The sequence below is a fragment of the Streptomyces sp. NPDC048278 genome (assembly GCF_040652195.1).
Lineage (GTDB): Bacteria > Actinomycetota > Actinomycetes > Streptomycetales > Streptomycetaceae > Streptomyces.
In genome coordinates, this window is record NZ_JBEZLP010000014.1 from 165,618 (window position 1) to 179,612 (window position 13,995).

Below are 13,995 nucleotides of genomic sequence, written 5' to 3' on the forward strand. Positions count from 1 at the left end.
GACGAAGGCCGGTTCCCGTGAGCTGGATCACTCACGGGAACCGGCCTCGGCCGGACGGGGTCAGACGCCGGCGTAGGAGTGCTTGCCGGTGACGAAGATGTTGACGCCGTAGTAGTTGAAGAGCCAGCAGCCGAAGGCGATCATCGCCAGGTAGGCGGCCTTGCGGCCCTTCCAGCCCGCGGTGGCGCGGGCGTGCAGGTAGCAGGCGTAGGCGACCCAGGTGATGAAGGACCAGGTCTCCTTGGGGTCCCAGTTCCAGTAGCGGCCCCAGGCGCTGCCGGCCCAGATCGCGCCCGCGATGATCGTGAACGTCCAGAGCGGGAAGACGGCCGCGTTGACGCGGTAGGCGAACTTGTCGAGCGAGGCCGAGGCGGGCAGGCGCTCCAGGACCGAGGTGGCGAAGCTGCCGGGCTTGCCGCCGTTCTCCAGCTTGCTCTCGTAGGAGTCCTTGAAGAGGTAGAGGATCGTGGCGACCGCGCCCACGTAGAAGACCGCGCCGCAGAAGATCGCCGTCGAGACGTGGATGTACAGCCAGTACGAGTGCAGGGCCGGGACCAGCGGCTCGCTCGCCGTGTAGAGGACGGTGACCGCGAGACCGAGGTCGAGCAGGACCGTGGTGATCAGGAAGAGGCCGAGCCAGCGGACGTTCTTCTTCAGGGCGAGGAGCGTCAGGTAGACGGCGACCGCGACCGTGGAGAACGTGATGTTGAACTCGTACATGTTGCCCCACGGCGCCCGCTGCACGGAGGCCGCGCGGGTGACCACGCCCGCCAGCTCCACGAGGAAGGCGAGGACCGTGAGGGAGATCGCGATGCGGCCGTAGAGGTCGCCCTGCTCGTCGCCGCCGTGCGCGCCGGGCCCGTCCGGCACGTCCCGGGAGCCGGCCGCGGACCGCACGACCACCTGCGGGCGCTCCAGTACGGCGGTGCCGCCGGCCTTCTTGACCGTCACGGCCGGCGCCTTCTTCGCCCCCGCCGTGGTGGTGAGCGCGTTGGCGGTGCGCGCCACCCGGCTGCGGCTGCCCAGCAGCCACTCGAAGATGTAGGCGAAGAACGCCAGCGTGTAGACGGCCATCGAGGAGTAGACGAGCGTGTTGCTCATGCTCGCCAGATGCTCGTTGGTCGCGGCGAGGGTGGTTGCGTCGAGCGCGGTTGCGGCGGCGGAAGTCATCGCTTCTCAGCCCCTTCGGCAGGTACGACTTCGGGGTCGGGGGATTCTGCGGGGTCGTCGTCAGTGGTGTCGCCGGGGTCGGGGGCTCCCGGCGCCTGGTCGTAGAGGATTCCGGCGAGGTCGCCGAGCTCCTCGGGCACCTTCGCGGACTCGCTGCGGCCCAGTCCGCCCATCTCGACCACCGTGACGCCGTCGGCACCCCGCACCGCGCGCACCCACACGCGACGGCGCTGGATGAACAGCGAGGCGGCCAGGCCGAAGATCGCGGCGAGCGCGCCGCCCAGCGCCCAGCCGCTGCCGGGCTCCTGGACGATCTCGAAGCCGGCCCATTCCTTGACGTCCTTCTCGAACGTCACGGACCCGGCGCCGTTCGGCAGCTGCATGGTCTGCCCGGGCTTCAGGTTGTCCCGGAACTGGGCGCCCTTGGAGTCCTTGAACTCCTTCATGTGCGTCTTGTCGAGCTGGTACACGCTCTGCGGGATGCCCGAGTTGACGCCCAGGTCACCGTGGTACGGCGTCAGGTTCAGCACCGGGTTGTCGAGCGCCGGGAAGCTGGAGAGCACCGAGGACCCGCCCGCGTACGTCGGCAGGAAGAAGAGCGAGATGCCGAGCTGCTCGCCGACGCCCTTGGCGTTCTGGTAGCCGTCCATCACCTTCACCACGCCCTGGGAGGTGACGTTGGCGTCGAGCGGGAGCAGCGGGACGGCGTCGTGGTAGACGACCTTGCCCTTGCTGTCGCGGACGGTGATGACGGGCGCGTAGCCGTGGCTGACGAGGTAGACCTTGGCATCCTCGATGTGCAGCGGCTCGTTCACCTTGATGGTGGTCCGCTTCGACTTGCCGTAGGCGCCCTCGCTGTAGTCGATGTCCGCCTTGAAGGAGACCGCGGTGCCCTTGCTGGGGCCGCTGGTCTGGTAGCTGGCGCTGAAGTTCCTCAGGTTGAAGCTGAACGGCACCAGGTCGTCGGTGCTGAACATGGAGCCGGACTTGAAGTCGTCGTACTGGAGGATCGAGTTGGCGAACCCGTCGCCCTCGACGACCAGCTTGGTGCCGTCCGACTTGTACATCTGGCCGGAGGCGAACGCGATCAGCAGCACGATCAGCGCGATGTGGAAGACCAGGTTGCCGAACTCGCGGACGTAGCCCTTCTCGGCGGCGACCGCGTCCCCGGCGAGGTGCGCGCGGAAGCGCCGCTTCTTCAGCAGCTTCAGCGCCGCCGCCCGGATCTCCTCGGGCTCGGCCGCGGTCCGCCAGGTCGTGTACGCGGGCAGCCGGTCGAGCCGCTTCGGGGCGCCCGGCGGCCGGCCGCGCAGCTGGCCCACGAACTGCCAGGCGCGCGGGATGATGCAGCCGACGAGCGAGACGAACAGCAGGATGTAGATCGCCGAGAACCACACCGAGCTGTAGACGTGGAACAGCCCGAGCTTGTCGTAGACCGGCGCGAGCGTCTTGTGAGCCTTCTGGAAGTCGGCGACCTTGTTGATGTCGGCGCCGGACTGCGGGATCAGCGAGCCGGGGATCGCGCCCAGCGACAGCAGCAGGAGCAGCAGCAGCGCGACTCGCATCGAGGTGAGCTGGCGCCAGAACCAGCGGGCCCAGCCGACGATCCCGAGCCCGGGGGCGGCCGGCGGCTCGGCGGGGGCGGTGGAGAGCTGTGAGCCCGCCGCGCCGAGGTCCGGCTCGGTGTTCTCGGTGTGCTCGGTTTCGGTCTTGCTCATCGATCAGATCCCCACAGTGAAGCCGTCGGACCAGCCCTGCATCTCCTGCACGAGGCTGTCCCAGGCCCCGGTCAGCAGCAGCACACCGGTCACGATCATCATCGTGCCGCCGATGCGCATCACCCAGACATAGTGGCGCTTGACCCAGCCGAAGGCGCCGAGCGCCTTGCGGAAGGCGACCGCGGTGAGCACGAAGGGGACACCGAGGCCCAGGCAGTACGCGACGGTCAGTATGGCGCCGCGCCCGGCGCTCGCCTGGTTGAAGGACAGACTCGTGACGGCCGACAGGGTCGGGCCGATGCACGGTGTCCAGCCGATCCCGAACAGCGCGCCCAGCACCGGCGCCCCGGCCAGCCCTGCCACCGGTCGCTTGTGGAAGCGGAACTCGCGCTGGGTGAACCAGGGCATCATGCCCATGAAGAACACGCCCATGGCGATCATCAGCGACCCGAGGACCTTGGTGAGGACGCCGGACTGCTCCTGAAGGGTCTGGCCGAAGTAGCCGAACAGGGCCCCGCCGGACACGAACACGGCGGTGAAGCCGAGGACGAAGAGGGAGGCGCCGGCCGCCATCCGGCCGCGCCGGGCCTCCGCGAGATCGGTGCCGGCGACCCCCGTGACGTACGAGAGGTAGCCGGGGACCAGGGGCAGCACGCAGGGCGAGAAGAAGGAGACGAGTCCGCCGAGCAGCGCGATCGGCAGGGCGACCAGCAGGGCGCCGTTCATGACGGTCGTGTTCGGTCCGTCGGTCGCGGCGGCGACCGTGAGGAGGGCGTTCACGTCACTTCTCCGCGACGACCGGCTTGATCATCTTCAGCAGGGTCTCCTCGCTGAGCGCCGCCAGCGAGCGCGCCGCGATCTTCCCCTGCCGGTCGAGTACCAGGGTGGAGGGGATGGCCTGCGGGTTGAGCGTGCCCTTCTTGAAGCGGAGCATCAGCTTGCCCGTCGGGTCGTACAGGCTCGGGTAGTCGATGCCGTTCTGCTTCTCGAAGGCGACCGCGGAACCGGTGCTGGTGTCGCGGGTGTTGATGCCGACGAACTGGACGCCCTTGCTCGCGTACTCCTTGGCGACGGCGGCGAAGTTGGGCGCCTCGGCCCGGCAGGGGCTGCACCAGGAGCCCCAGACGTTGATGACGACGACCTTGCCCTTGTAGCTCGCGACGTCGAGGGTGCTGCCGTCGATGGTCTTGCCGGACAGGTCGGGGGCCGCCGCCCGGTGGCCCTCCGCAACCGTGTCGATGCCGTCCTTGCCGGTGACGAAGTTGGTGTTGCCGCCTCCGCCGGACGTGCCGCCGTTGCCGCACGCGGACAGGGTCAGGGCTGCCGCGGCGGCCGCGGCGCCGAGCAGGAGGGCGCGGCTACGGGTACTCATGTGAAAAGTTTCGCATGCCCGTTCTGAGGATCTTGCGCACCCCCCTGGGTCCGGGATTCAGCCCTTTTCAGGCCGCCGCGCCCTGCTTGAGGAGGCCCTTCCAGCCGCCCGCCGGACGCTGTCCGACGTCCAGCGTGCGCAGCTTCGCGAGCACCTCCGGCTTCTGTACGTCCATCCAGTCCACGAACTGCCGGAAGGAGACCAGCCGGACGTCGGCGCCCTTCTCCTTCTCCCGGGCGATGTGCTTGAAGGCCTGCTCGACGGCGTCCATGTAGATGCCGCCGTTCCACTGCTCGAAGTGGTTGCCTATGAAGAACGGCGCCCGGTTCGTCGTGTATGCCCGCTCGAATCCCGCTATGTACGCCTGGGCCGACTGGGTCCGCCAGCCCGGGTAGTTGTAGGCGGGGGCCTTGGTCGAGTTGACCGACTGGTTGGCGAGCATGTTGTAGTCCATGGAGAGGACCTCGAAGGAGTGGCCGGGGAACGGCACCTGTTGCAGCGGCAGGTCCCAGATGCCCAGCTTCTTCTCCGGCCAGACCTGCCGGCCGCCGGGCGAGGAGGCGTCGTAGCGCCAGCCGAGCTCGCGGGCGGTGGGCAGCAGGTTGTTCTGGCCGAGCAGGCAGGGGGTACGGCCGCCGACCAGCTCCTTGTCGTAGTCGAAGGGGAGCGAGGGCAGGTCGGTCCAGCCGGAGTTGGTGCGCCACTCCTTCACGAACGCCTTGGCCTGGTCTATCTCGCTGCGCCACTGCTTGGGCGTCCAGTTGCCGACGGTGCCGTAGCCGCCGCAGAAGTGGCCGTTGAAGTGGGTGCCGATCTCGTGCCCTTCGAGCCAGGCCCGGCGGACGTTGGTGAGCGTCGCCTTGATGTGCTCGTCGGTGAGGTAGCCGATGTCCGAGGCGCCGCGGGGGTTGTTCGGGGGGTTGTAGAGCCGCTTCTTCGACTCGGGGAGCAGGTACAGCCCCGAGAGGAAGAAGGTCATCGACGCGCCGTGTTCCTTCGCCAGGTCCAGGAAGCGCGGGAAGAGGCCGGTGCCGACCTCGCCGGCGCCGTCCCAGGAGAAGATCACGAACTGCGGCGGGGTCTGCCCGGGCTCCAGCGGCTCGGGGGCGGCGGGCTGGTGGGGCTGCTTGCCGGTGCGGGAGGTGGAGCCGTCACCGAGGGGGCGGGCGCTCGCCGTCGGCTTTTTCGAGGGCTGCCGGGTGGAACCGCCGGCGTGGTTCGCACCGTCCGACGGTGTGTGCGTGCCGCAGCCGGCGAGGCCGAGTCCGGCCGCGGCGCCCGCGCCGACGCCGAGTAGTCCCCTTCGGGTGAAGGTCCGCATGGTTCCCCGATTCGTCACGTCCTCTGGTGGTCACCCACTCAGAGGGCGGGACGAACGGGGAGGTTCCGCAAGGAACCGCATATTTTCAGACTAATTTCATGAAGCAGGGTTTGACGCCGCGCCGCAGGCCACCGCGCCGCAGGCCACCGCGGCGCAGGCTCCCTCGGCGCAGGCCCCCTCGGCGGCTCACGCCCCGAAGGCCTTGTCCTTCCCCTTCACCGGCTTGGCGCCGGCGCGGAGATGGGCCGGAACGAGGTCGATGGCCGGCTCGGAGTACCCCACGGAAACGATCCTGTCGCCCTCGTATGTGAAAGTCGTCAGGGAGGCCAGGGTGCACTGCCGCTTGCGCGGGTCGTGCCAGAGCCTGCGGTTCTCGACGTACGACCGCAGGATCCAGATCGGCAGCTGATGGCTGACCAGCACGGCCTCGTGCCCGCGGGCCCGGTCCCTGGCCGTGTCCAGCGCGCTCTTCATCCGTACGACCTGGTCGACGTACGGCTCGCCCCAGGACGGCCGGAACGGGTTGACGAGGTACTTCCAGTTGGCCGGGTTCTTCAGCGCACCGTCGCCGACGCCGAAGGTCTTGCCCTGGAAGATGTTCTCGGCCTCGATGAGCCGCTCGTCGGTGGCGAGGTCGAGCCCGTGCGCCTTGGCGATCGGGGTGGCGGTCTCCTGCGCGCGCTCCAGCGGGGAGGCGCCGACATGCACGACGTCCCGGCCGGCGAGGTGCTCGGCGACCCGGTCGGCCATCTGCCGCCCCAGCTCGGAGAGGTGGTAGCCGGGGAGTCTGCCGTACAGCACCCCGTCCGGGTTGGCCACTTCCCCGTGCCGCATCACGTGCACGACGGTGATGCCGCTGTCGGTGCTGCTGTCGGCGCCGCTGTCGATGCCCCTGTCGATGTCGCTCACGCGGTGGCCTCCGCAGCCGCTCGGGCCGCTGCCGGGAGGGCGTCGGCGATCTTCTGGACGGCCCGCTCGTCGTGGGCCGTGGAGACGAACCAGGACTCGAAGGACGACGGCGGCAGGTAGACACCGTCGGCGAGGAGGGAGTGGAAGAAGGCGGTGAACCGGAAGGACTCCTGGCCCCGCGCGTCCTCGTAGTTGCGCACCGGACGGTTGGTGAAGAAGACGGAGAACATGTTGGAGGCGGTCTGCACCTGGTGCGCGACGCCCTCCTTGTTCAGCGCCTCGCCGACGAGCCCCTGGATCTGCTCCGAGACGGCGTCGACCTTGTCGTAGGCCGCGTCGTCGAGCAGCCGCAGCTGGGCGAGGCCGGCGGCGGTGGCGACGGGGTTCCCGGAGAGGGTGCCGGCCTGGTAGACGGGCCCGGCCGGGGCGAGGTGCGCCATGACGTCCGCGCGCCCGCCGAAGGCCGCCGCGGGGAAGCCACCGCCCATGACCTTCCCGAAGGTCATCAGGTCGGGCACGACGCCGTCGATCCCGAACCATCCGGCGCGGCTCGTCCGGAAGCCGGTCATGACCTCGTCGGAGATGTACAGGGCACCGTTCTCGCGGCAGGCGTTCTTCAGCCCCTGGTTGAACCCGGGCGCGGGCGGTACGACGCCCATGTTGCCCGGCGAGGCCTCGGTGATCACGCAGGCGATCTCCCCGGGGTGCCGGTGGAAGGCCTCCTGCACCGCCTCCAGGTCGTTGTACGGCAGCACGATCGTGTCGCCGGCCTGGGCGCCGGTGACGCCGGGGGTGTCGGGCAGCGCGAAGGTGGCGACGCCGGAGCCGGCGGCGGCCAGGAGGCTGTCGACGTGTCCGTGGTAGCACCCGGCGAACTTGATCACCTTGGTGCGCCGGGTGAACCCGCGGGCGAGCCGGATGGCGGACATGGTCGCCTCCGTACCGCTGCTGACCAGCCGGACCTGCTCCAGCGGCTCGATCCGGGCGACCATCTCCTCCGCGAGGGCGACCTCGCCCTCACCGGGGGTACCGAAGGAGGTACCGCGGGAGACGGCCTCCTGGACGGCGGCGATGACCTCGGGGTGCGAGTGCCCGAGGATCATGGGCCCCCACGAGCACACGAGGTCGACGTACTCGCGCCCGTCGGCGTCCGTCAGGTAGGCCCCCTTGCCGGAGACCATGAACCGGGGGGTGCCGCCGACGGCGCGGAAGGCGCGCACCGGGGAGTTCACGCCGCCGGGCGTGACGGCGGAGGCGCGGTCGAAGAGCGCCTGTGAGACGGGCGCGTCGTAGGGATAGGGCGTTTCGCTCTGGGCACTCATGACGTGCGACTTCTCCGACTTCTCGGACTCCGGATGCTGGGTGACCTCCTCAGGGTAGGCGGAGGAGGGCCGTCCTCTCACAGCGGAGGACCGCGGTCCCCGCACGGCGCCCGGGGCATCTGCGAGACTGTGACCCGATACACCCAGCTCATCCGGTACGCAGGCGGCCGGAGGCTGTAAAGATCCTGCGGACTGATGTTTCGACGCACGTTTCGGCGGGCGGCCGTGGGGGAGGTCACTGACACGATGATCGGGTTGCGCGGCGGGGGCCACGCGTCCTAGAAAAGCAGTCGGGTGGAGATATGCATCGCGGTGGCGGACTGGGCGAGGGGACCGATGACCTGGGTCCTCGACGTGCCGAACGGGGAAGGCACCGGCGCGACGCGGAGGAATCGACCGAAGCAGCACGTCAGGAACAAGGCGTATCGAGTGAGTCGGAGCGGCGCGATCGACGTATCGATCAGCGGGACCGCGATCAGAGGGATCGGGGCCAGCGCAGCGATCGGCGGATCGACCGTCTGCAGACCGGGAGCAGGAATGGTGGTCGGGTGGGGGTGACGTACAAATACTTCGGCGCACCGGACGGCGCGACCGCGGCCCGGGTCCCGATCTCCATGCGCCCCGAGGAACTCGGCGGCGACGAGCTCGGCATGAACGGCATGTTCACGAAGATCAAGCCGGAGACCATGGCCGCGATGGTGCTGACGGGCATCGAAGGCGTGCCTCTGCACAAGGTGCCGCCGCTGGAGCTGGTGGTGCTGCACCCCGACTACGCGGTCGTGAAGCTCCCCATGACGGTCGTCGACCCGCTGCGCGGCATAGGCGAGGAAGCGGTCGGCGCAGCCGCCTTCATCTGGTCGACGGTCCCGGACCGCGGCGGCCCGCGCGACGCGTTCAACGTGTACCAGCTGCTCCACGAGTGGCAGGACTTCTCGCACCGGCTGCATGAGGCGGGGCATCAGCCGTACTGCCTCGTGTGGCCGTGAGCTGAGGTTTCACCGGTGTCGGGCGGGGTCTTCGGGCCTCGCCCCTTTTGCTGCCGCAGGAGCCGGCCGCGCTTCCGTACGCCTCGCACAGGAGGCCCGGGGCGAGGGCCACGCCGAGCGGATCGGACATCAGGACACGAGGACCGGCGCGGGTGTGGCCGTCGGCGTAGGGGATGACGGCGCCGTCGGCGGCCAGGTTGTCCAGTCCCGCGAGGGGACAGGTGAGGGAGCTGGGCTTGGTCTGCTCGCCGTCGGTCACCACCGGCGACCCCAGCGACGGGAGGGTCTCGACGGTCTCCTTGACGGCCTTGTCCTGAAGCGCGGCCGGCGCCGCGGCGTCCGGTCGGCCGCACGCGAAGTCGGCCATCGCGCTCAGCAGTTCGGGGGAACGGGGAATGCTGCCCAGGGGCTCGGAAGGGATCACGGCGGCAGCGTAGAAGCGGAACCGCCGCAAACCGGCCGAACGGGATCCGCCGGGCGACGTGGCCACCCGCCGGGGTGGTGGAAGGGGCAGCGGTTGACGGCCGGGGCGGGCCGTGAGGTGCCATCCGGACGCTTCCGGACGTCGTGATCCGCGTACCCGACCCCTCCGAGCGGGTGACGCACCCCGACACCCGGGCGCACAGCACGGATGTGAACGTGTGTCTGCGCTTGGATCCCGGTGTTCTCGGTCTCGCGCCCCTATCCGGAGAGAGCCGTGGTGCTGCACGCGGAAGTCGCGGTCGTCGGAGCCGGCATGTTCGGCTCGGCGGCGGCCAAGTATCTCGCCCGGGGCGGCGCCGACATCCTGGTGATCGGCCCCGGACAGCCGCCGCGGGACGGCACCCCGCCCTCGCCCGCCGCGTTCGGCGCCCATCACGACGAGGCGCGGATCGTACGACGCCTGGGGTGGGACCAGGTCTGGGGCACGCTGGACACCCGCTCGGCCGACCGGATGCGCGCCCTGGAGTGCGCGTCCGGGATCGGCTTCCTCACCGAGTGCGGCGCCCTGGCCCTGATGGGCAAAGGCGTACGGCACCGGACGGCCGAGATGCTCCGGCTCTCCGCCGCGGCCGGCGTCACGGTGGAGGAACTCTCCGGCTCCGCGCTGGGCCTGGACTTCCCCGACCTGGCCCTCCCTCCGGTGGCAGGCGGAGTCGACGGCCTCCTGGAGCGGCGGGGCGCCGGGTACCTGAATCCGCGGCTCCTGGTAGCGGCCCAGTTGCGACTGGCCGCCGCGGCCGGCGCGCGGTTGCTGGCCGGTGAGGTGACGGCCGTACGCAAGGACCCCTCTCCGGGCGGGCGTTGGCTGCTCCGGGCCACGACCGCAGACGGCGTCGCCGTTCAGGCGCGGGCGGAGCAGGTCGTCGTGGCGACCGGCGCCCTCGCCAACCAGAGCGGCGCCCTGCCCGCCGGGCAGCGGCTCGACCTGTACGCCTTCACCGAGCCCAACCTGCTCTTCGAGGTCCCGGCCGGGCAGCTGGAACGGCTGGGCGCCCTGCCCACGGTCGTGGTCGTCGACCCGGAGGACCGCGGCAACGACAACCTGTCCGTCTACCTCCTGCCGCCCGTCCGCCACCCGGACGGCAAGTGGTACGTCCGGATCGGCCCCGGCATGCAGCCCCTCGTCCGCGAACTGCGCACCGGCGAGGAAGCGCTGGCCTGGTGCACCGGCGGAACGCTCACCACTAAGCAGTCACGGTTCCTCACCACCATGCTGCGCACGCTGGTCCCCGCCCTGGAGCCCGTCTCCGTACGCCCGGCCTGCTGCGTCGTCGACAAGACGCCGACCCGCCACCCCTACATCGGCCCGCTCCGTGACCATGACGGTCTCTTCGTCGCCGTCGGCGGGAACGGCCACGGCGCCCGCGGCTCCGACGAGATCGGACGCCTCGCCGCGAACCTCGTCCTGGGCGGGGAATGGGACTTCCCCCTGCCCCGGGAGGTCTTCGCGCCCGTCGACGCTCCGTCGCCCCGGACGTCGGGGGCGGACCGCCCGGCGTTTCTCACCCCGCCCTTCGGACTCTGCTGACGTTCACCACCTTCGCGGCCACCGGCTGGGCCAGCGCCGGCGCCATCGCCCTCGTCCACGGCTACGACAACCGCATCCACGTCTTCATCCGCGGCACCAACGGCAACCTCTGGCAGATCCCCCCAGAGCTTCGTGTGACCAACGCCCTCGACGGCCCCGATCGCTCCACGAGTTCCCGGGTTTCCTGCGGACCGGGGGCGGGCGGGGGCCTCGGGCCTCGCCCTTTCTGGTCGTGGTGGCCGGGCCGGGGCACGCGGGCCGTGGAGTGACGTGAAGGTCACAAGGCCGCATCCCGCCGCGTGATGTTGGGCAGGTAACCCGGCCGGATCAACCCTGACACGAGGAGCGTCAAGGTCGTGACCGCCTCACCCGCCGCATCCGCCTCCGTCCCGACCGCGCCCGGCGGGCTCCCGCTGATCGGGCATGCCCATCTTCTGGCGCGGACCCCGCTGCCGTTCATCACCTCGCTCCGCGACCACGGCAGCGTCGTCCGCATCCGGCTGGGTCCGACCCCCGCGTACGTGGTCACCGATCCCGTGCTCACCCGCACCGTACTGGTCACCGAGGCGGCGCACTTCGCCAAGGGCGGGAAGATCTTCGACGTCCTGCGGGGTGTCTTCGGCGACGGTCTGGCCACTGTCGCCGACGGCGAAACCCACCTGCGCAACCGCCGCCTGATGCAGCCCATGTTCAACCGGGCCCACATCGCCACCCGCGGCAACGCCATGATCGACCAGGTAGGGGCCATGGTCGGCGCGTGGGAGGACGATCAGCTCCGCGACGTGTTCGCGGACATGAACGACGTCACCCTCGCCGCGTTCCTCGTCGCTCTCTTCGGCATGGATCTCCCCACGGACCTGCAACGGGAGTTCACCGTCCTCATGCCCGTGATAATGAAAGAAACGATTCGGCAGACCATCCTGCCGCCCTGGGTGACGCGGCTCCCGCTGCCCGCGAACCGCGCCCACCGGCGGCACATCGCCCGCCTGCGCGTCCTCATCGACCAGGCCGTCGACCACCACTCCGGCCGGTCGGCCGGCACATCCCTCGCGGCCCCCGACCCCGCCACCGCCCCCGACCCCGATCCCGCCCCGGCCGACGCCGCCGGGTGCCCCCACAAGGCCGCCGTCGGCGACGTACAGGCCGGGTTGTTCGAGACCCTGTCGGCAGCCGGGGACCAGTTCACCCGCCGACAGCTCCAGGACGAAGCCATCACCCTGATGAACGCGGCGATCGAGACCACGGCCACCGCCCTCGCCTGGACCTTGTACGAGCTCACCCGGCACCCCGAGATCGAACAGCGGCTGCGCGCCGAACTCGCCGCCGTCTGCACCGGCCGGTCCCTGCGCCAGGAAGACCTCGACCGGCTCCCCTACGCCCGGCAGGTCCTCCAGGAAGCCGTCCGCAAGTACGGGCCGGCCTGGATGGTGACGCGGACCGCCACCCGGGACGTCGACCTCGGCGGACACCGCATCCCCCGGGGCGCCGACGTCGTGTGGAGCCCCTACCTCCTCCAGAACGACCCCGCCCGGTTCCCCGAACCCACAGCCTTCGACCCCGACCGCTGGCCGCCCGACCGCGTACCCACGACCCGCGACTCCCTCTTCGCGTTCGGGGACGGCCGCCGCAAGTGCATCGGAGAGAACTTCGCCTGGACCGAAATGCAGATCATCCTGGCGACCGTCCTGCAGACCTGGCCCCGTCTCCGCCTCGCCTCCCGGCCTCCCCGCCCGCAGACGGCCATCACCGTCAAGCCGGACAGACTGGCCATCGCCTTCGGCACCTCGTGACCGCCGGGCGCCGTGCGGCCGGTATGCGCCGGGGGTACGGAAAGAGGTGCGGGCGATGCTGCGACCGATCGGAGCCGGGGGCGGTATGAGTAGCTCTGTCAGCCAGATCCTGGTCGCGGTTCTGGGCATCGGCGGCACCCTCGCGTCCGCGCTGCTCACCCAGCGCGGCGCCAACCGCGCCAGGGACCGTGAGCTGCGGCATGCGCGACAACTCCAGGCGGACGAACGCGAGTACGCCACCCGCCGGACCCAGCTCGAAGCGCGGCGCACCTGCTACGCGGCCCTCAACTCCGGTACGCGCGACCTCATCAACGTGATGACGAGACTCGTCCACGCACTGGAGAGGGACGAGGTGACCGAGGACCTGCGGTCGGAACTGGACCGGTCACGCCGGGACCACCGCCTGCGTCACGCGGAAGCCCAGATGGTGCTGCCCGATGCCGTGATGGCGGCGGCCAGCACCGCGAACCGGCACTTCGGTGACCTCTACGGGCTGCTGCTCCGGCTCGAAACAGGCACCGCCCGGCCGGGAGAGAACGTCGAAGCCGCCCGGGAGAGCATGGACCGGCTGTGGGACTCCCTGTGGAGAATGCGCCACGTCATGCGCGTCGACCTCGGCATCACGCCACCCGACCAGGGCTCGTAGCCCCGTTCCCGCGGGCCCAGGGCGCCGACGGGCCGGGGAGGCGGTTCGGTGGTCGGTGGTCGGTGGTCGGTGCGTCACTCGTACCGGTACTTCAGCGAGTCCGCCTCCGTCTGTTCGATGTCGGCGATCGTCAGCTCCGGCATGCGCAGCTGGGCCAGTGTGACCTCGGCCGAGGTCGGCTGGGCGTCCGCCGGCAGCCACTGGTCCGGCTTCCAGGCGCCGCTGCGCAGGAGGGACTTGGGGCAGTGCGGGTAGACCTCCTCGATGCCCACCACCAGCGCGCTGGCCGGCGGCTTGCCCACGGCGGTCAGCTGTGACAGCAGCTCGGGGCGGGTGGAGACGCAGGCCCGGCCGTTGACCCTGAGCGTCGTGGTGCGCCCCGGGACGACGAACAGCAGTCCGGCCCGTCCGGTGGCGATGACGTTCTGGAGGGTGTCCAGGCGCTTGTTGCCGGTCGCGTCCGGTATCGCCACGGTGCGTGCGTCCAGGACGGAGACGAACCCGGCGGGGCCGCCGCGCGGGGAGACGTCGCAGTTGCCCTCGGCGTCCGCGCTGGCGACCAGGACCAGCGCCGAGCATCCGATCAACCGCCGGGTCTCCGCGGTGAGTTCGGTCATCTGCTTGCGCACGGCCGCCGCGCCGGGAAGGGCGTAGACCCGGCGCAGCTCCTCCTGGTCGGACACGGCGTCGAGACGGAGCGAGTCGAAGGCACTGCCGGCCGGGGATGTCGTCATGCCCCCGACAGTAGTG

The 13,995-nt window shown here is 70.5% G+C and carries 12 protein-coding genes; 4 read left to right on the top strand and 8 right to left on the bottom strand.

Translation table 11 applies throughout. The features are described from left to right. Window positions 1-60: 60 nt before the first annotated feature. The 7 genes from ccsB to hemL form a co-directional block, all read right to left on the bottom strand. Window positions 61-1,170 (bottom strand): c-type cytochrome biogenesis protein CcsB, encoded by a 1,110-nt coding sequence (gene ccsB / locus AB0D74_RS24985; protein ID WP_362590990.1) that lies wholly within the window; start codon window positions 1,168-1,170, stop codon window positions 61-63. Beyond that, a complete protein-coding gene (locus tag AB0D74_RS24990) occupies window positions 1,167-2,888 on the bottom strand; it encodes a cytochrome c biogenesis protein ResB (protein ID WP_362590993.1) in 1,722 nt (573 codons plus the stop codon). The genes ccsB and AB0D74_RS24990 overlap by 4 nt, the downstream gene beginning before the upstream one ends. A 3-nt stretch (window positions 2,889-2,891) precedes the next feature. After that, entirely contained in the window at window positions 2,892-3,668 is a 777-nt protein-coding gene (locus tag AB0D74_RS24995; protein WP_362590996.1) for a cytochrome c biogenesis protein CcdA, read from the bottom strand. 1 nt (window position 3,669) lies between these two features. Then, entirely contained in the window at window positions 3,670-4,260 is a 591-nt protein-coding gene (locus AB0D74_RS25000; protein ID WP_362590999.1) for a TlpA disulfide reductase family protein, read from the bottom strand. 67 nt (window positions 4,261-4,327) lie between these two features. Then, entirely contained in the window at window positions 4,328-5,581 is a 1,254-nt protein-coding gene (locus tag AB0D74_RS25005) for a hypothetical protein (RefSeq protein ID WP_362591001.1), read from the bottom strand. Window positions 5,582-5,767: 186 nt separating this feature from the next. Further along, complete coding sequence (locus tag AB0D74_RS25010; protein WP_362591208.1) at window positions 5,768-6,415, bottom strand: histidine phosphatase family protein; 648 nt, start codon at window positions 6,413-6,415, stop codon at window positions 5,768-5,770. Window positions 6,416-6,486: 71 nt separating this feature from the next. Then, window positions 6,487-7,812 (bottom strand): glutamate-1-semialdehyde 2,1-aminomutase, encoded by a 1,326-nt coding sequence (hemL, locus tag AB0D74_RS25015; protein WP_362591004.1) that lies wholly within the window; start codon window positions 7,810-7,812, stop codon window positions 6,487-6,489. A 302-nt stretch (window positions 7,813-8,114) separates the two neighbouring features. Here hemL and AB0D74_RS25020 point away from each other — a divergent pair, with 302 nt between their 5' ends. The 4 genes from AB0D74_RS25020 to AB0D74_RS25035 all read left to right on the top strand — a co-directional run bounded on the left by AB0D74_RS25020 (window position 8,115) and on the right by AB0D74_RS25035 (window position 13,245). After that, window positions 8,115-8,798 (top strand): hypothetical protein, encoded by a 684-nt coding sequence (locus AB0D74_RS25020; protein ID WP_362591007.1) that lies wholly within the window; start codon window positions 8,115-8,117, stop codon window positions 8,796-8,798. A 697-nt stretch (window positions 8,799-9,495) separates the two neighbouring features. Continuing rightward, complete coding sequence (locus AB0D74_RS25025; protein WP_362591010.1) at window positions 9,496-10,809, top strand: FAD-binding oxidoreductase; 1,314 nt, start codon at window positions 9,496-9,498, stop codon at window positions 10,807-10,809. Window positions 10,810-11,165: 356 nt separating this feature from the next. Then, the gene (locus AB0D74_RS25030) at window positions 11,166-12,599 is read left to right on the top strand and encodes a cytochrome P450 (RefSeq protein ID WP_362591013.1); all 1,434 of its coding nucleotides are present in this window, start codon (window positions 11,166-11,168) and stop codon (window positions 12,597-12,599) included. Between the two features lie 85 nt (window positions 12,600-12,684). Then, complete coding sequence (locus tag AB0D74_RS25035; RefSeq protein ID WP_362591016.1) at window positions 12,685-13,245, top strand: hypothetical protein; 561 nt, start codon at window positions 12,685-12,687, stop codon at window positions 13,243-13,245. Window positions 13,246-13,319: 74 nt separating this feature from the next. On the opposite strand, the gene AB0D74_RS25040 is transcribed toward AB0D74_RS25035, so the two are convergent. Then, window positions 13,320-13,979, bottom strand: a complete 660-nt coding sequence (locus AB0D74_RS25040; RefSeq protein WP_362591019.1) for an MSMEG_1061 family FMN-dependent PPOX-type flavoprotein — start codon at window positions 13,977-13,979, stop codon at window positions 13,320-13,322. Between the last annotated feature and the right edge of the window lie 16 nt (window positions 13,980-13,995).

Coding starts and splice junctions, on each gene's coding strand:
- AB0D74_RS24990 (WP_362590993.1), bottom strand. CDS start 2,888: ATGAGCAAGACCGAAACCGAGCACACCGAGAACACCGAGCCGGACCTC.
- ccsB (WP_362590990.1), bottom strand. CDS start 1,170: ATGACTTCCGCCGCCGCAACCGCGCTCGACGCAACCACCCTCGCCGCG.
- AB0D74_RS25020 (WP_362591007.1), top strand. CDS start 8,115: ATGCATCGCGGTGGCGGACTGGGCGAGGGGACCGATGACCTGGGTCCT.
- AB0D74_RS25040 (WP_362591019.1), bottom strand. CDS start 13,979: ATGACGACATCCCCGGCCGGCAGTGCCTTCGACTCGCTCCGTCTCGAC.
- AB0D74_RS25000 (WP_362590999.1), bottom strand. CDS start 4,260: ATGAGTACCCGTAGCCGCGCCCTCCTGCTCGGCGCCGCGGCCGCCGCG.
- hemL (WP_362591004.1), bottom strand. CDS start 7,812: ATGAGTGCCCAGAGCGAAACGCCCTATCCCTACGACGCGCCCGTCTCA.
- AB0D74_RS25035 (WP_362591016.1), top strand. CDS start 12,685: ATGAGTAGCTCTGTCAGCCAGATCCTGGTCGCGGTTCTGGGCATCGGC.
- AB0D74_RS25005 (WP_362591001.1), bottom strand. CDS start 5,581: ATGCGGACCTTCACCCGAAGGGGACTACTCGGCGTCGGCGCGGGCGCC.
- AB0D74_RS25010 (WP_362591208.1), bottom strand. CDS start 6,415: ATGCGGCACGGGGAAGTGGCCAACCCGGACGGGGTGCTGTACGGCAGA.